Origin of the sequence: Vibrio sp. MEBiC08052, assembly GCF_001506075.1 — a bacterium.
Lineage (GTDB): Bacteria > Pseudomonadota > Gammaproteobacteria > Enterobacterales > Vibrionaceae > Vibrio.
The window spans coordinates 3343642-3361345 of the sequence record NZ_KQ947475.1 but is presented as its reverse complement, the minus strand read 5'-3'; the positions used below and the strand labels follow the sequence as shown (position 1 = coordinate 3361345).

General features: G+C 44.4%; 15 protein-coding genes. 11 read left to right on the top strand and 4 right to left on the bottom strand.

The genetic code is table 11. The annotated features are described in order from the left end of the window. Positions 1 to 165: 165 nt before the first annotated feature. The 7 genes from VRK_RS14475 (at position 166) to VRK_RS14445 (ending at position 7214) form a co-directional block, all read left to right on the top strand. Positions 166 to 744, top strand: coding sequence for a PDC sensor domain-containing protein (locus VRK_RS14475; protein ID WP_197413115.1), 579 nt, complete (start codon positions 166 to 168; stop codon positions 742 to 744). A gap of 141 nt (positions 745 to 885) precedes the next feature. After that, positions 886 to 2532, top strand: a complete 1647-nt coding sequence (locus tag VRK_RS14470) for a methyl-accepting chemotaxis protein (RefSeq protein WP_059122022.1) — start codon at positions 886 to 888, stop codon at positions 2530 to 2532. 113 nt (positions 2533 to 2645) lie between these two features. Further along, positions 2646 to 3497, top strand: coding sequence for a pirin family protein (locus VRK_RS14465; protein WP_059122021.1), 852 nt, complete (start codon positions 2646 to 2648; stop codon positions 3495 to 3497). 230 nt (positions 3498 to 3727) lie between these two features. Further along, entirely contained in the window at positions 3728 to 4156 is a 429-nt protein-coding gene (locus VRK_RS14460) for a DUF2850 domain-containing protein (RefSeq protein WP_059122020.1), read from the top strand. Positions 4157 to 4280: 124 nt separating this feature from the next. Then, complete coding sequence (locus VRK_RS14455) at positions 4281 to 5381, top strand: mechanosensitive ion channel family protein (protein WP_059122019.1); 1101 nt, start codon at positions 4281 to 4283, stop codon at positions 5379 to 5381. A gap of 269 nt (positions 5382 to 5650) precedes the next feature. After that, the gene (locus tag VRK_RS14450; protein WP_059122018.1) at positions 5651 to 5911 is read left to right on the top strand and encodes a transporter associated domain-containing protein; all 261 of its coding nucleotides are present in this window, start codon (positions 5651 to 5653) and stop codon (positions 5909 to 5911) included. Between the two features lie 130 nt (positions 5912 to 6041). Continuing rightward, a complete protein-coding gene (locus tag VRK_RS14445) occupies positions 6042 to 7214 on the top strand; it encodes a radical SAM protein (protein WP_059122017.1) in 1173 nt (390 codons plus the stop codon). 106 nt (positions 7215 to 7320) lie between these two features. On the opposite strand, the gene pncB is transcribed toward VRK_RS14445, so the two are convergent. Further along, positions 7321 to 8628 (bottom strand): nicotinate phosphoribosyltransferase, encoded by a 1308-nt coding sequence (gene pncB / locus VRK_RS14440; protein ID WP_059122016.1) that lies wholly within the window; start codon positions 8626 to 8628, stop codon positions 7321 to 7323. 271 nt (positions 8629 to 8899) lie between these two features. On the opposite strand from pncB, the gene VRK_RS14435 reads away from it, so the two are divergent. Then, positions 8900 to 9622 (top strand): NUDIX hydrolase, encoded by a 723-nt coding sequence (locus VRK_RS14435; RefSeq protein ID WP_059122015.1) that lies wholly within the window; start codon positions 8900 to 8902, stop codon positions 9620 to 9622. 8 nt (positions 9623 to 9630) lie between these two features. Here VRK_RS14435 and VRK_RS14430 read toward each other — a convergent pair whose 3' ends face one another. Continuing rightward, positions 9631 to 10788, bottom strand: coding sequence for a DUF3541 domain-containing protein (locus VRK_RS14430; RefSeq protein WP_082671404.1), 1158 nt, complete (start codon positions 10786 to 10788; stop codon positions 9631 to 9633). 374 nt (positions 10789 to 11162) lie between these two features. Between VRK_RS14430 and VRK_RS14425 the strand changes: the two genes are divergently transcribed. Beyond that, positions 11163 to 12524, top strand: coding sequence for a diguanylate cyclase (locus tag VRK_RS14425; protein ID WP_059122014.1), 1362 nt, complete (start codon positions 11163 to 11165; stop codon positions 12522 to 12524). A 42-nt stretch (positions 12525 to 12566) separates the two neighbouring features. Here VRK_RS14425 and VRK_RS14420 read toward each other — a convergent pair whose 3' ends face one another. Next, positions 12567 to 14105 (bottom strand): DUF3612 domain-containing protein, encoded by a 1539-nt coding sequence (locus VRK_RS14420; RefSeq protein WP_082671402.1) that lies wholly within the window; start codon positions 14103 to 14105, stop codon positions 12567 to 12569. Positions 14106 to 14273: 168 nt separating this feature from the next. On the opposite strand from VRK_RS14420, the gene VRK_RS14415 reads away from it, so the two are divergent. Then, the gene (locus VRK_RS14415) at positions 14274 to 14903 is read left to right on the top strand and encodes an aldolase/citrate lyase/malate synthase family protein (RefSeq protein WP_443083432.1); all 630 of its coding nucleotides are present in this window, start codon (positions 14274 to 14276) and stop codon (positions 14901 to 14903) included. Positions 14904 to 15032: 129 nt separating this feature from the next. Here VRK_RS14415 and VRK_RS14410 read toward each other — a convergent pair whose 3' ends face one another. Beyond that, positions 15033 to 15950, bottom strand: a complete 918-nt coding sequence (locus VRK_RS14410) for a chemotaxis protein (RefSeq protein WP_059122011.1) — start codon at positions 15948 to 15950, stop codon at positions 15033 to 15035. Between the two features lie 373 nt (positions 15951 to 16323). Here VRK_RS14410 and VRK_RS14400 point away from each other — a divergent pair, with 373 nt between their 5' ends. After that, a complete protein-coding gene (locus VRK_RS14400) occupies positions 16324 to 17637 on the top strand; it encodes a methyl-accepting chemotaxis protein (RefSeq protein ID WP_059122009.1) in 1314 nt (437 codons plus the stop codon). The last annotated feature ends 67 nt before the right edge of the window (positions 17638 to 17704 follow it).

The window sequence follows — 17704 nt, the reverse complement described above, 5'->3', positions numbered from 1 at the left end:
TCACTTTAACCACCCACCTAAACCACCTTGACAGGACAGTCATCTTAACCATTCAGTAATGGATCTCACGAATTGGTTTTTTTTCTACAGGTAATTTGTCTGATTTCTTTATCGTTGGCTATATTGTCCTGTATCTAAGTAATAAATGTGATAAGGACTCCGACTATGATTCGTCATCTGCCATCGATGATTTTTACCGTACTGCTATCATTTAGTTCACTATTACCACTGACGTCTGTCCACGCTGAAGGCACGCCTGACAGTCTGAAAGAGCTGGTTCCTCAGTTGGAAAGTTGGGGTAAAGATCCTGTTCTGATTGAAGCTGTCAAAGCGCAGAATGCTCAGGCCGTCTCTCTGGATGAGATAAAAAAAATGGATGAGACATGGAGAAACACATCGGATGTCGATGATTTCATGTCCTCTCTCATGAGCAATAAAGCAGCAAAAAGGTTGTTGGAACTTGAAAATAGTATGCCGTTTCTTGTGGAGCTGTTTCTCATGGACAATCAGGGCGCTAACGTTGCGATGACCAACAAGACATCCGACTATTGGCAGGGAGATGAAGCTAAGTTCATTCAGTCGTTCAATGGTGGTCAAGGTAAAGCTTATATCGGTGAAGTGGAATACGATGACAGTGTTCTGAGTTATCTCGTTCAGGTTTCCGTCCCAGTGATGGATGATCAGGGGAAAACGATAGGAGCGCTAACCATCGGGATTAATCTTGATGAGTATGAAGATCAGTAAATGATCATCTTATATTTCGTCATTAAGCAGACCATCTGCTCTTACCAAGAATAATCATAATCATCAGACAAGAAACGGTCAGTGGCACCTCTCCTGTTTCATTATCAAATGACAGGTGAGGTGTGCGTTTGGGAGGGATTGATGAATTATTTTAAGAATTTAGGCATTCGCTGGAAGTTATGTATCCCATTGATTTTTGTCATGTTATTGGTATTAACATTATCGGGCAGGAGTTTGTATTCAGAAGGACTACAGGCTGAAGCGATCACCATCGTGACTCGCCACGAAATACCAGCACTGAGTTTGGTGCAGTTAGCGAATCGGGATCTCTATCAGGCTTGGGTCGCTGAGCGGAGTATGTTGACCTTACCGGTTAAAAGTGAGCAGTATCAGCTCATGCAAAAAATGCATGAAGATAGTATCGTAAGTGCCAGTCAGAGTATGGAAAAACTCAAATCATTTCAGTTGAATGCAGAGATGAAGCAACTGATTGAACAATTTTGGGTAACTTATCCTGAATGGCTGAAAGTGACGAGGAGAATTGAGCAAGAAAGAAGTTCAAACACCCGGGTCGGTCGTAGTACAGCGATTGGCTTATCGTTCAAAGAGGGGTTTGATTTGTTTCAAGAGACTCAGCACTATCTTGAATTGATTACTGATATTGTTGTTTTCAACGCTGATGAGCGGACCGAGCAACTGGAAGCCATGCATCAGAATTACCGGACAGGTCAGTTATGGTTAGTCGGTTTTTCTCTGCTGATTTGTCTGGGGATTATTTGGTTTTTCCCATTATTGATTACTGGTGATTTGAAAAATATCACCCGGCAAATCCAAGCCTTGGCAAAAGGCGGTGGGGATTTAACACAGCGGCTGAAATTAGATCGTCGTGATGAACTGGGAGAGCTCGCTTCTTATCTTGATAAATTCATGAGTGAACTCCATGAACTGGTGAAACAGATTATCAGCAATGCCGAACAGAACAATATTCATGTGTCGTCGTTAGGGGAAATGTCGCGCAAAGCTTGTCAGACCGCTGAAAAACAGGTGGCGTCCATGCGAGATGTATCGGCTTCCAGCCAAGAGATGAGTGTCGCTATTCAGGATGTTTCCCAGCGTACTTCCGAGGTGGCAGGTTCCACAGAAAAGGCCGGTCAGTCTGCCAGTGAGGGGCGCCATCAGGTCGGTGCAACGCAACAGAGTATCGGGTTACTGGATGAGAGTGTGGAGCAGGCTGTGACGGCCATTTCTCGCATTGATGAATTCACCAACAAGATCAGTTCAATCTTAACAATTATCAGTGGGATTGCTGAGCAGACAAATTTGTTAGCGCTTAACGCTGCGATTGAAGCTGCAAGGGCCGGAGAATCCGGGCGTGGATTTGCTGTCGTTGCCGATGAAGTTAGAGGATTGGCGAATAAAACTCAAAACTGTACTGAAGATGTCAATGAAATGATCACCAATCTGGAAAAGAGTGTCCGAGATGCTGTCCAGATTATGAATCAGGCAACAGAGAGAGCATCCGTGACGAAACAGTCCAGTGAGGAAACCCAGCGGGCGATTGATGATATGATGGTGTCGATGGATCATGTCACGGAAAGAACAACCCAAATCGCTGCTGTGATAGTGGAACAGAGTAAGATGGCAAAACATATTCAGGAAGAAATTAGTGTCATTGAAGCACAGTCTCAGGAGAGTGTTGAAGAGTCCTCTGAAGTTGATCAGGCCTGTCGTAAGCTAGATGAGCTTCATCGGCATCTGTTTCAAGTGCTCGGGAAGTTTACCGTATAAAATTCGATCAGCTTCAAATTTTTTGATTAAGAGGCTCGAATGCACCTTCTCATCATTGGCGGTTGAGTTTTTTAGAATCTGTTTGTCATTTGAATAATAACCGGAGAGTAGCTATGTCAAACGTACGGCAGATTCACCAAATTATCTCGGCTCAGCCGACTTCTGACGGAGATGGTGTCAAAATTCGTCGTGTCGCCGGTTTCAACCACAAACAGTTTTCACCGTTTTTGATGCTCGATGAGCTTAAGTCTGATGAACGGGCTGATTATGTCGGTGGTTTTCCACCACATCCGCATCGTGGTATCGAGACGCTGACTTATATGATGCAAGGCCATTTTCAACATCGGGATCATATGGGTAATGTCGGAGAACTTCGTTCCGGTGGGGCACAATGGATGGCTGCAGGTCGTGGTGTTATCCATAGTGAAATGCCAATGATGGAAGATGGTTCCTTACATGGATTTCAGATTTGGATTAACCAGCCGGCAAAAAATAAGATGCAGCCGGCTCAATACCATGATTTTCAGCCTGAAGTCATCACTGAATATACGCATGATGAGACTGGGCTGTTGAGAGTGCTTGCCGGTCAGGCTGAAGTTGCAGGTCAGATGTTGCGTGGTCCGTTACTGCAAACGGGTGTGCCGTTGCTTGTCGCAGACTGGCGGGCGAACTTAGGACAGTCGCTTCATCTCAATATACCGCAACAGCATCAGGCCATGATCTACGTTTATCGGGGTGAAGTTCAACTGAGCTCCCGTGTTGTCAAAGCCGGAGAGTTTGCTTTGCTGACTCAGGGAGATTGCTTAATGGCGCAGTCCAACACGCCTGACAGCGGTATGTTGATTCTTGCCGGTGAACCAATTCACGAACCTGTGGTACACTATGGTCCGTTTGTGATGAACTCGTATGCTGAAATTGAACAAGCGATCAACGATTACAACAGTGGTCAATTTGAGACCTATTAATTTAGGCTAAACGGCAATGATTCCGGGGCTTTGTCGAATTGAGAAGCGCCATTATCTGTCTGATTGTTGAATGAAGACTGCGTTATTCGTTTGGTAGATGTCAATTTTTGAAGGATATGTCATCGTTCTGGATTGTGTCCATGCTCAGAATTTGTTCCAATGGACGTGAGCCTGACGATGATTCTCCTTAATGATCAGTCGTCCCTGAAGTTGCTAGAAGGAGCACACCATTGAAATCGTTATTGGCAGTGTTGGGACTATTGCTGATTGGCTGTAGCGCAGTGTTGATTTATATGAGTTATCAAGAGTATACCAGCCCAAAAAAAATCTACGGTGCTTGGTTGGAAACGCAAGTTATGAATGATCGACGAGAAGTGATTACATTCAGTGAGCGTGGGGTTTACCGAAATAATCACCTGATTACCACGAAATTTGATTTTAATGGGAAGCAGGTTCAGTTTAAAAGTGGTGGTCAGGAAAATATCTATCAGATGAGTGGTACAGCTACCTCTCCTCAGTTAAAGCGAGTTGAACCGAGTCAACCGGTTCAGGTTTTGATCAAAAAAGGTTACGAACACACACTGGAGAAGCCCGACAACGCTTGGCGTCGGGTGAACACCAGAAGCTCTTTCGCCGAAGGGTTTACCAGCAGCGATTAGTCTGTTTTTAAGCGATGTGATCATGTTTGGTCAGAATCGTATCAATGACGTGGACTGGGGCTGGTGATATGCGATATTTTTTGCTAGCGTTCAACTCACTGATATTGAGAACTTACCACAACCTATGAATTCATGGATTACCGATATTCTTTCATCCCCTATCTGGCAACGAGAAGACGCAAGTGTGCTTTTGATTACGCTTGCCAGTTTTGTCGCCTGGATATTATGGCGCTTTCTCTATCGTCATTTAAATCAAATCACTGAAAGAACCAAAGTCCGTTGGGATGACCTGTTACTCCATGCCTTGCGTTCACCGATCAGTGTATTACTCTGGCTCTGGCCGGCGAGTATTTCCCTCGGTTTGTTGCTCGAAGATCTGAGCGATAGCCGATTAGACTGGCTGGAAACGCTTAAATTAGTCCTGTTGGTCTGTTGCGTTGTCTGGACGTTGATACGGTTGGTCAACAATATAGAACATTACGTATTGCAGACGAAAGACAAAGATAAAACAACCGTTCAGGCCATTTCCAAGGTCATCAAGTTGCTTGTGTTTGTGGTCGGTCTATTGTCGATCATGCAAACATTTGGTCTCAGTCTGTCCGGATTACTGACGTTTGGAGGCGTTGGTGGCTTAGTGGTCGGTTTTGCTGCGAAAGATCTGCTGTCGAATTTTTTCGGGGGCATGATGATCTATTTTGACCGTCCTTTTAAAGTGGGAGACTGGATTCGCTCACCGGATCGTGCCATTGAAGGGACTGTGGAACGGATTGGTTGGCGGATGACAGTGATTCGCACGTTTGATAAACGTCCGCTTTATGTGCCGAATTCGGTGTTCAGTAGCATTGTGGTTGAAAACCCGTCTCGGATGCTCAATCGACGTATCTATGAGGTCATTGGCTTACGATATGGCGATTCAGAGAAGGTTGCTACGATTGTTACTGATGTGAGACAGATGTTAGAGGAACATCCTGATATTGATGCGAACCAGACGCTGATTGTTAATTTTGATTCTTTTGGCGCATCATCGCTAGACTTCTTCATCTACACTTTCACGAAAACTGTCAACTGGATGCGTTATCATGAAGTGAAACAGGATGTGCTGTTAAAAGTCATGGAAATCATCCATCATCACGGTGCTGATATTGCTTATCCAACCCAAACCCTCAAACTAGAGCCTGAAAGTGTGGGAGCAGAGCCACTCGAAGTGCGTCTAAAACGAGGTTGATCCTAGTTACCCCAGCAAATTGCCCGAGCAGATCCTCGTCTGCTCAGGGTATATATTACCTTGTTTATTGATATGAAGGCCCCATTCTTGTATCGCTGTGGCAATTTTTGTCATTGACCGAGTAGATGATCTGTTTGAATTTGCTGAAATGAAATTGATTGCATAGTATTAAATTTTGTTAGTGATGAAAACTTCCTGACAAAGTGATGTGATTCGAACCGGATAATCGGATCAAGTCCACATACCAAAATATGAATCAAGGAGGAAAGATGCGTGTTGATATCGTTGGTCGGCTTTTGGGCGATTTTTTTCTGGAAGCGAAAGTGGCGGTCGCTGATATCGGTTTGTATTACGGACTGGATCTCAGTGATTACCCCAAAGATATGACATTAGAAATGTTGGTTTATCAGCAGCTTGGAGAAAACCCTGAACAAGGGGATTCCTTCTACTGGCAGGGATTGACTTGGGTCGTTGCCCGCGTTCGCGATTGGCAGGTGCAGCTCGTCGGATTAAAGTTACCGATGAATTGAATGGTTATTATGTATTTTCAGACTATCGTCAGATCAATTCCGATTTAAAGCTTTACTGATATATGTTGAATAAAAACATAAACCTAATTAAAGTTGTGTATTCAAAAAATTCGGATGAGTATCGGGGCGAATGAGCAATAATAAACCCGTGTGTTTAGCGCCATTTCTTTCTATCTACAGCAATCCAGTCGGATACTCTCCCTGCTGTTATATTTCTCCTGTCGGACATGAATCACTTGATGATTATTTGACGAGCGATTGGTTGAATCAGCTCAGGGAAGCACATCTGAAAAATGATAAGGCGCGTATGCATACCCGTTGTACAACGTGCATGGCGAAATCAGTGACAACCTTTTTCTCCGAATTGGGCTATGAGAAAAACGGGGAACTCAGTCAGTATTGGGATCGTGGCGGAAGAGACTTCATCTATTTTTATCTTGCACCTGATATCACTTGTGGGATGTCCTGTGGAATGTGTCTTGTGTCTGACAAGCGTCTCGATGAGCTTTCAGACTGGGGGATTCGAGATGAAATCGGCATCACTGACAAGACCGCAGAGCATAAAAACATGCCGGTTGAAGAGGTTACTCGTATTTATGATAACTTGAAACATGCCAGGTTAGTCTCGATTTATGGGGGGGATCCCACGATGTCGCTGAGCACTATCGATATCATCGCCAACACACCAGCGGATGCGACGGTGCGCTACTCGTCAAATGGTCAGTTTACCAAGCTGCGCAATGGTGATGGATTAATCGATGCATTATCTAAATTCGAGCAGGTTCATTTCACGGTATCACTGGATGGCTTGGGAGAGATTGGGCTGCGTACTCGTAAGGGCATCAACTTTAAGAATATGGATAAACTGATTCGACTTGCGAGTGAACAAGCAAATTTTAGTGTTGAAATTTGCATGACTGTCTCTTTATATAATGTTGTTGAAGTCGTCAGACTCTATGACGAAATTTATGAACAATATATTGAAACAGGTTTGGCAGATGGCTTATTTTTTAATCCGGTTTATGAACCGAGTTATATGGCCGTCGGGGCATTACCGGCAGAACTGAAAAAGAAAGTGATTGGTGAGCTGGCAATGTTGATGGTCAAAGCGACAGGGGAAAAGAAAGCGATTTTAAATCGCTCTTATGCCTTACTTATCAGAGCGCTGAGAGCGAAGGTGAACCCGTCGGAATGGCACAAGTTTATCAAAGTGTGCCGTCGTGAAGAAGACGCTGCTGCACTGACTCCGATCGTTAAACTGATCCCCGTATACCGCCCCTTTTTTGAAACGCTTATTTGTTAAAATGAGCTGATTAAGCGGTTTTTTTTTAAATCGATGATTAATGGGACAGGTTGTTTATCCATCAGGTTATTTGTTGGATAGAGTAACCTGAATCACATGCAGTGATTCAGGCAGCTGCAATATATTTGCGTTGGTTATGTTTCATGTCTTTGAGAGTAGCGATAAGCTGATCAATATTGAAATCGATATTGAATTGTTGCTTCAAATTGGCAAGAAAAACAGCATCTTCACACATGGCTTTTTCTGGCTCGTCGCTGATCTTCGCAACGGGGCGGCCATGACATTCAGCGAGTTTGATCACAATCGATAGCGGTGCATAGGTTTGACCATATTGGTTTTTCCAGCCACCGAGATCGTTGGTTAAGAATGTCCCAATCCCGAAAGAAATCTGAGCACGTCCGGCAAAATACTCACACAGTTCCAGTGCCTGACTGAAGTCGAGGCTATCAGAGAAAATAAAGAGTTTCGTCCGAGGGTCTATCCCTAGTTTTTTGTAGTGTGCAATCATCTTCTCGCCCCAAGTAAAGGGACAACCGGAATCATGCCGGACACCATCGTAAGCTTTCGCTAAATGCATATTAAAATCATTGAGAAAAGCATCGATATTGAGAGTATCGGTAGGCGCGATAGATAGTTGACCATCAAATGCTGTCAGCCACTGTTCCAGCGCGACGCGTTGTGAATCTCCCGGATTTACCAGTGCCTGATGACCCATAAACCATTCGTGCGCAATTGTGCCAATTGGTTTCAGGTCAAATTTTCGGGCGAAATGATAGTTGCTCGTACCGAGTAACAGCTCAGGGATCTCTTGCTTCAACTCGGCCATGACTTGTTCTTGTATTTGTGCTGAGAAGCGGCGACGCGTGCCCATTTCTGTGAGTCTAAAGTTATCAATACCGCGCTCGGCCAGCTCACGCTTCAGCGCCACGAGTTTATTGTGCAGAACCTGACGAGGCAAGTCAGCGGGAACATCTTGCCAGTTATATCGGCTTCTGACTTCTGAAATGATCGCCATAATCATGGTCTCATACAGAATTGTGTCACGCCATGTTCCGCGAATCCCGATTCGCAGCTGACGTTGTGAACCTTGCTGGATGATGCCAAACTCAACCTGCTGTGCGGGTTGAAATTGAAAATAACGCAATGCATGCAGGAAAGCTGGTTTTAGATGAGGAGAACTCTTTTTCAGATAGTCGATTTCTGCTTGAGAAAAGCGTAACTTCGACAGTTGTTCCACTTCTCCACGAATTTCTGGGAGTAATCCGCTGATATCTTCTTCTGAGCGGACGGTCAGTTCGTAACGAACCTCGATATTAGGGTAGAAAGTATGAATGGCCTGCATCATATTGATTTTATATGCATCTAAATCCAACAGACTTTGGATGATATGTTTAGAAAAAAGATGATTGTTCATGGGGCCATCCTCACTATCTATGTTAGTAACATTATGTGCCTAACTAAGGCGGACATTAAATGAGACGCAGGCGTTTGTCAATGATTAATCTATGGTATCATTGATAGGAATAGCTTATGAATTGTACCTCTTGGATATAAAAATTTATTTATTCTCAGATTGTTTTGTCATTAAAATCACCGATTAGGTTCGTAACATTCTGTGATTAAGTTTGACCTATGATGATGTCATTTCATAGAATGAGCGGAGAGTTGTATGGGAAAACTGCTTTATGATTGTAACTATCGATATGATCTGCCTTCGTTTATCTGATGATGGCATTCAAGTTTTACTGGTGAAACGGAATAATCCTGAGCGTCCGGATTTTGGGATGTGGGCGATTCCCGGAGGCTGGGTGTATGACGAAGATTTTACCGCTCGAGGCGGTGAGCCGGCCGATGAAGATTTTGAAGCAGCGCGCCGCCGAATTTGTCGGCAAAAAGTACATACGTATCCTAATTTTATCAGTGATCCGTTGGTTGACGGTAATCCAAAACGCAATCCGGAAGGTTGGAGTGTCAGTATTTCCCATTATGCTTTGCTGAATGCGTCGAATATCAGGCAAATTGAAGCTGCCGGCATGGATCGTAATCGTCTCGATTGGTTTGATTTAAACCTCGTTTTAAAGGGGCAGATGACGCTGGCTTTTGACCATGCGGCTCAGATTCAACACGCATGGACCAAATTACGTGCTGCCGTCGAATATACGTCAGTCGTACTCTTTTTTCTGGAGAAAGAGTTCCTGGTCGCAGAAATCATTGATGCTTATGCGAAGTTCGGGGTTGAAGTGAATCGAATGACAATTAAACGGCGGTTGATTAACTCAGAAGTGATCGTGAGTACCAATAAAATTGCTGCCCCGAATAAAGGTCGTGGGCGTGGCGGAAAACCTGCAACAGTCTATCGGCTGGCAAACAATGAAGTCAGCTATTTCCAAACTTGTCTGAGAGGTTAAGTCAGTCGTTAGCCTTCATCGGTTGTTTTGAATGATTGATTTTGCGTGATCTGTTTGGGCTCGAGCCCATATGGGAGATCGCTGAATATTGCCTGGTTTTGGTCATATTTCGGCGCTGCGTGAGGTTTCTGCCACCCCAATAGCATGATCGCGAGTAGGTTGCGATGTTCACCCTGTGCCAGATTGAAATCATCTTTTCCTGACGGGATCATCTGCTTTAATGGCGGAATTGCTTCCTGAATCGCCTGTCTGGTCTGAGCTACAACCGGATCTTTATCGAGTCCGGCAAGTAAAAAGCTCAGTCCGACTTCTGCAATCACATCCGGTTTTGTCCGTGCAATAATGGTTTCTATATTGGTTCGAAAATAGTGGTAAATCCATTGATAATCTGCGGCTGAGACGGAATGCTGATAATAGCCTGAAGCTGCAATGATAATGTGCGTCATGCCATAAATCTTATTTTCATACTGCTGCTTAGACAGAGCTTTGTCCTGATCATCTGGATACGTTTTCCGAAATGTTTGTATAAACGCTTGCACAACGTCCTGCTCGCCCAATTGTTTGAGCCAGAAAACTTGATTGGCTAATTGGGCCGCCCATGCCTTGATCATCTGCGGATCGGTGGCGTACAGACTGAAGTCATATTTCCGTAACACCTGACGCAGGCGTCTGTCATATTTGTGTTTCAGACCATATTCATCTGCCCGAGCCATTGCACTGAGCAAATCAACGCCTAAATAAAGATATTCCGGATGATGTTTGGTTACCGAGTACCGTAGCCGAGAGCGCTCTCCTTGACTCCCTTCATACGAGGACAGACGCTGTTGAGAGTAGAGATAAATAGCTTCAGGTGTGATGATATCACTAGCGAAATGGTTCAGTGTACTGGCAATTCTGGCCATGTCCTGCCAAATCCCGGCAGCATATTTGTTATCTAAAGTTTGTCGGTACATCCGTAATGCGTAATGTCCTGCTTTGAAGGCCGGTAAGGTGTAGAGGCGCTGTTCATAATATTCAGCGATGTGATCCGCGGAATCCTGATAACTGGGAGGAAATGTCGCTGCTCCGTTTGCAGCGGGTGTCCCTAGTTGCGTATTGGGTGCCGCAATGCACTGGCAGGTAAATATGATGAATAAAATTGAAGCTATGCCACATTTATTTAACATACGCTGACCCAGTCTACAGAGGATGATTTATAAAACATATGCAATCGTAGAATCAGTTATGTTAGCGCAGTGCAATTAGTCTGTGAAATTGTCGCATTGACTGATTGTTACGGTACTTCTACAGCGTGATTCTTGATACTTTAAGTGAAAAAATAGATCAGGTTTGCGCTTGTTTTATATTGTATTTATTGACAGCTAAATCACTAGTGGGGCGTTCTTATTGGCTGAAAGTGGCTATTCTGATATGAACTGTTTGATTTTAATAAATTTTTAATGTCAGAGTGCTCTTTTTGTCTATTGATCAAGTCAATGACCATTTCATGGCTGGAGGAATACGACATATTCACACCAGTCCCTCACGGGAGAGGAGCATTATGCGCGATATTCTGTTCAAAAAATGGACAGTGATTGGTTTTCTGGTTTTACTTGCCTGTATTTTGATTGTGTTGGTTGAGTTCATTTTCCAGCGTCATCAAGAGGTGATGCGTCAAGAAATTCAAAGCCGGACAACTGAGGAACTTTCCATTATTCGGTTTAAGCTGGAAGCGACGATTCTGGCCGATATCTATGTGGCGAAAAGTTTGTCAACGTTGACGACTGTGAATGCCAGTACTGTTGCCGAGAGTTGGGAAAAAGTCTCTCAGCGCATTATGGAACAAGGGAAATATATCCGCTCACTGAGTCTTGCCCCCAATGACATTATTGAGTACGTCTATCCGCAGGAAGAAAACCACAATGTGGTCGGGTTAGACTTTCGGACGTTGCCTGAGCAGTGGGCAACCGTTAAACAAGCACATGAGTTGAAAGAAATTTTTATTGCAGGTCCGGTTGAGCGAGGCGAGGGTGATCACGTCATCATTGCGCGTTGTCCGGTATTTCTTGACCCGCCATACAATCAGTTTTACTGGGGGGTGATCAGTGTCGATATTGATATCGATAGTTTGCTTCAGTCCCTTGAGGTTGATGAAGTTCTGCCCGGCTATGATATTGCAATTCGAGGGAAAGACAGCTCGGGAGAACAGGGCACTGTGTTCTGGGGACAACCTGATGTTTTTAAACATGCCTTTGCCAAGGAGATGATTTATTTTCCGCATGGCTCCTGGAGTATTGCAATTGCAGAACAGGACAACGTGAATATTCTTGATCAAGTCCCTTGGTTTCAGACCAATATTGTGCGCGTAATTGGCTATCTGTTACTGGTATTCCTTATTGCTTCTTTTCTGGTGATTTATCGTCTTTACGATAAATCGAATCGTCTTTCTCTTTATGATGAACTAACTCATCTACCGAATCGCCGTTATTTTATGAATGAATTGAATCGGTATTTCGAGCGAGAAAAGCGAGCCAGGCAACCGATCGGCTTTGCCCTATTGTGTATTGATGTAAATAAATTCAAAACAATCAATGATACCTATGGCCATAATGTCGGAGATCAGGTGCTGGTGGAGTGTGCCCGACGGATTGAAAATGCGATTCGGGACAACGATTGTGCTGCACGTATTGGCGGTGACGAATTCTTAGTCTTGTTAAAAGGCGGAGAAAAAGGGGAAGACTTGCGGAAAATTATGGATCGGGTGCGTCATGCGGTAGGAGTGACCCCTGTGATCTGTGGTGAGCTCGCAATCCCGGTTGGCATCAGTGTCGGTTATACCCGCTATCGACCGGAAATGCAGAGTGTTAACGAAATGATTCATCATGCTGATAATGAAATGTATGATGAAAAATACGCGTCCTGAGCCCCTTTGAGTACCAGAACAATCTGCCGACACCCGACAATATTATCGGTCAGTCACGATAATATTGTCGGGTGATGTGTTGTAACAGCTTGGCTTACGGGGACAGACACTCCCTCTGGGGCAGATTAACCGTGCATCGTTGACGATACCGCGTTCTATCCACTTGATATTGAGTATTCTGGCAAGTGTCGTCAGTTCATTCTGAATCGCTGACGGTATGGCTGACATCCCACCGTTTCTGACACAGGATTCTTTCAGTTCCATCGCCATTTGCAGTGCATCTCCCCCTTGAGCATTGATCGCTGGATTCAGATCAATTCCGGCACATAACACCCGGTTATTACCCGCAGGATCGACGAGATTCAGCGATTCACAACAGTAGATTCTGGGTTCATCCCCGACATTGAGCAGTGAAATTTGAGCGGAGCTGGATGACTGCGGATGCTTCAGTTGCCGAAATACGGCCCAGTGTTGGCAAGGGTCATTGACTGTCCTCATATTACCCCAAGGGAGTGGAATACCGTTGCCACGGTAGACGGCTTTAAGTTTGCCTTCTCCATAGGCATCAAAGTAATGCCAGTATGGATAAGGAGAAACCACTGTCATTCTGCGCATGGCGACGGATGGAGACACACCGACTTTTTGATGGACGCTGATTTCATAGCCATTGCGATCCAGCAGTTGCCGGAATGGTACTTTCGGGCAGAGCAGCGCACCGGCAAAAAAGCTGGATTCGAAATCTCGCCAGGCTTGTAAAATATCTTTTGAGTTGAGTTCATAGCTGGTCTGTGGATTTGCCACATCTTCCCAACTGCTGGTATGGCCGATGGAAAGAACGGTTTTACAGCCATCTTTGCTGTGCAGAATATTGTGACCGATGTATACCGCGAGATCATACTTTAGGCGAGTCGGATGATGTTTCATCACCTCATTGAGGTAAATCCTGTTCGGTGGTTCGAAATAAGATGTGATTAATTGTTTGGCGGATAGACCCAACTCGTCTTGAACTTCTTGAGAGGTTTGTGAAAACCAGTGAATCCCGAGCCCTAAATGTCTGGCAATATCCGTCAGATCCTCAACAGTCAGATTCAGCTTCTTGAGCCCGATGTTTTCTGCGGCACGCTCCAGATCCGGGAAATGATTTTGCAGGCTTTCTTGATGCGCCCGAATGAGGAGTTGGGCGAACTGACGGCCGGTAATGCCTGTTTGAGACAACATCTCCGGAATCGCAATCTGGAGAATATCTTGTGAAAACAGGAAGCTGGGTTCTAATGCCATCCCGCTGATCCCCCCTCGACTGCCTTTATCCGGGGTAATATCGATCTGTTCCGGTTGATCGTCGAGAAACCATTGCGGACTTTTTTGAAAGACTTCAGCGATCACGGCTAGCATTTCGAGGCTAGGAACCCGTTTTCCCCTTTCAATCATCGAGAGATAAGAAACAGAAGGGGCATATTCAGGATTCAGGCGAATACAACGAGATGATAAATCTTCCATGGTCAGATGATTTCGTTTCCTCAAATTTCTGACTTTGGTGCCAAGAAAGTGAGACTGTCGAATTAAGCTTTTAGATGCGGTCATTTGTAAAATTCACACTGTAAAATTTTTGTTGTGAAATTGTGTATAAAAATAGATTAGTCTAAAAAGTAAGCAAAATCACGATACAGCCAAAAAAGAATATTGTATGGCGTGATTTTGTGAAACAGAGAGTGTGAAACGGAGAAAGTTTGCTGCAAAGAGGATACATGAATGAATATGCCAATGTTACAGAGTTCGTTAGAGACTGATCGTTCGTTAAAATCAAATGATTCGTCATATGAGCAACAGTCAGGTCAGTTTATTACCGAGATGGTGATGTCCGTAGAGTCTTTGGGGGCAGGACAAACCCAAGAAAAACAGCTTCAGGCGAAGCAGTTACTTGACCAGCTTTTCCCATTGCATGAAGGTTCACATAGTGATGTCACTGGATATGTGATCGATTACCATCACTTGATGGCTTATTTTCAGGATGGGCGCCATACCGGACTTCGTTATCCGCAACATTTCGTGGCTTATCTCGGGGATCGTCATGGCCCTGAAGCCATTTTGTTTCGTAACGGCGATGGATGCCATGTGGAAGTGACGGTGGGGAATGGCAAAGGAACGGGAATGCCAGAATTGGTTTTGGTTGACGACATTCAGTTGGAAACTTATACCCACCTGAATTCCGTCGCTTCAGAGAGTCATGCAACGTTAGGCCTTCGTCATTGGGTCAGCCTGGTGAAAGCCGATGGACTGGGACATCCTCAGGTTTGCAGCGAAAATAAAGAATATCAGTCTAAAGATGAAGCAGATTATCAGCTGGGTATCAGTTTCAATCTTGACTCATTCAGTGCTTGATGCGATTTCGCTCCGCTATTTCACATTCGTTCATTCACATCACTAACCGCGTATTGGTTGTCACGCAATCCATACGCGGTTGGTGTATTTACCGACAGCTTTTTTATCAACGAATGAATGGTATAACCGTTAACTGCTAAAAGCCCGCTCCTGCAATTTCGTCGCCCCACGCAGCATGGCTTCGACTAACTCTGTCGCGTGGAATTTTTCCAGTGCTTGATGGGCTCCGACTTGACGGGCGCGATCAACACAGATTTCACTGGAAAGTGAGGTATGGAGGATAATGTAGGCGTGATTCAGCGCGTCATCATTCTGGATTTCGAATGCCAATTCATAGCCGTCAAGGCCCGGCATTTCGATATCGCTGACCAGAATATCGATCGGGGCTCCTTGTTCTGCCCGTTTGCGCATCAATTGCAAACCCTCTGCCCCATTTTTGCAAATTTCATAGGGAATGTTGATACCGTCCAGAGCATCGGCCAACTGTTTTCGGGCCAGACTGGAATCATCAACGAGTAAAATATTAAAGGATTTGAGTTTTTCTCGTTCTACATCCGTCAGAATCGGAATCTTGGTCGCTTCGTATTGTGGATATATCTTTGACAGGAGCAGTTCGACATCCAGCATTTGGACGATATGGTCTTGATAACGGGTGATGCCGGTAACAAAGATATGATGTCCGGCAGTTGACGGTGCTGACTCAATCGAGCGCCAGTCACATTCAATGATTTTTTCAATCGACCGGACCATGAATGCAACGACGGTACGCAGACAGTCTGTGACGATCAAATAACAGTTCTGATATTCCTCCGGCGGAATTGGCCGAAAACCAATGGCAGCGGCCATATCAATCACAGGAATTGTCATATTACGAATCGTGACAGTACCGACAACATTGCGGTGAGAATACGGGATCTGTGTCATTGGCTGATAAGACACAATTTCTCGAATCTTTAAGGTGCCAATAGCAAACAATTGACGTTTAAGATTGAGTGTAAACATCAACATCCCTTGCGATTGATTGGCTTTACTAACGGTTTTCGCCATGACGAGTTACCTTAAAAAATACTTACGCCAATAATATACTTAAATTGCGCGAAGATGCGAGTTCCAATCGACTGGTACGTTGAGTTGTCTTTCGGACTTGATCTCGGAACTCACATCACATCCAGACGTAATTGTGAATATCATACGCTTACTCATAAGCATACTGCAAAACGCCAGTTTATCGATTGTTCCGGCCTTTTTATCCCCGATTTCTTTGTGAGAGGAGACCGTGATCAATCTATCGCAATTTGTAATTACCTTCTGCTTTTTTACTTTAACACTCTGTAACATCTGCATTACTGTGTTGATATGAAAAATGTCTACTATGATAGAAGGAGTCTTGTCTATTGGTGCTAAGAAAGAGGTGTCCTTCATGTTTTTTAACCGTTCCCTTGTCAAAGAAAATGAAGCTTTAAAAAAAGAGCTTCATTTGATCAAACAGATGCATGACAGTCTTGGCAAAGAAATGTTAACGATAAAACTGAATTCATCCGGATTGGTGAGTTCGGTAAATTCGCTTTTTTGTAAAGAGATGAAATACGAGTCACAAAATATTGAAGGGTATAAACTTACCGACATGGTGCCACCGAAAGAGCGTTCGACCGGACATTACCAACGTTTGAATAGTGCACTGAAGGAAGGTAGACATTGGAATGGTGCGCTGCAACTGCTGAAAGGGAACGGTGAAGAATCGTGGTTGCGGGCCATTTTGCAGCCGATCTACGGTATTGATAAGCAACTGCAATATTTTTTACTTTATGCTTCTGAGCTGACACAAACTATTCGTGCTTCAAGGGAGCATGAAGATATGATTGCAGCATTGCTGCGTTCGACGGCTGTGATTGAGTTTGATCTTGACGGGCATGTTCTGACGGCAAATGATAACTTTCTTCGCACGATGGGTTATAAAAAAGAACAAATCATCGGTAAACATCACCGTTCCTTCTGCGAACCTGAACTCTATAATTCTCCTGAATATGAGGTTTTTTGGCGTGAGTTGAGGAGAGGTAATTTTATCTCGGATCGATTTAAGCGTGTGGATAAATATGGGAATATCGTATGGTTGGAAGCATCTTATAACCCGATTCACAACAACCATGGTGATTTATATAAAGTGGTGAAATTTGCTTCTGTAATCACAGAGCAGATGAATCGGGAACAAGCCATCTCTGAAGCCGCCAATATTGCCTACGAAACGTCACGGTTAACCGATACACAGGCTGCGAAAGCACAAGGTGTTATTCAGGATACGATTCGGACCATGGAAGAGCTTGAACAGCAAATGATTCATGCCTGTCAAGGGATTAAGGATTTGGATGAGCTTTCCAGGAAGGTCAGTGATCTGGTAGGTAACATTAGTGGGATAGCCGATCAAACGAACTTGCTTGCTTTGAATGCAGCCATAGAGGCGGCCCGCGCAGGTGATCAGGGGAGAGGTTTTGCCGTCGTCGCGGATGAAGTCAGAGAACTTGCCTTACGGACCAGTAAAACCACCGCTGAAATCGTGGATGTGGTGTCAAAGAACCAAAAACTGACGGAACGTGCTGTCGGGCTGATTGAGAATGGGCAGCAGAGAGCGAACGATGGTTTGAACCTTTCAAATGATGCCGGTGTTGTGATGGCTGATATTCAGGATGGCGCGAAAAAAGTCGTGAGTGCGATAGAAGAGTTCCATCAGAAATTATAGGGACAGTCGTGCTAAGGATTGATGATGACTTCATTGATGAAGTTCGCTAAACTTCGCGTCCTTTAAA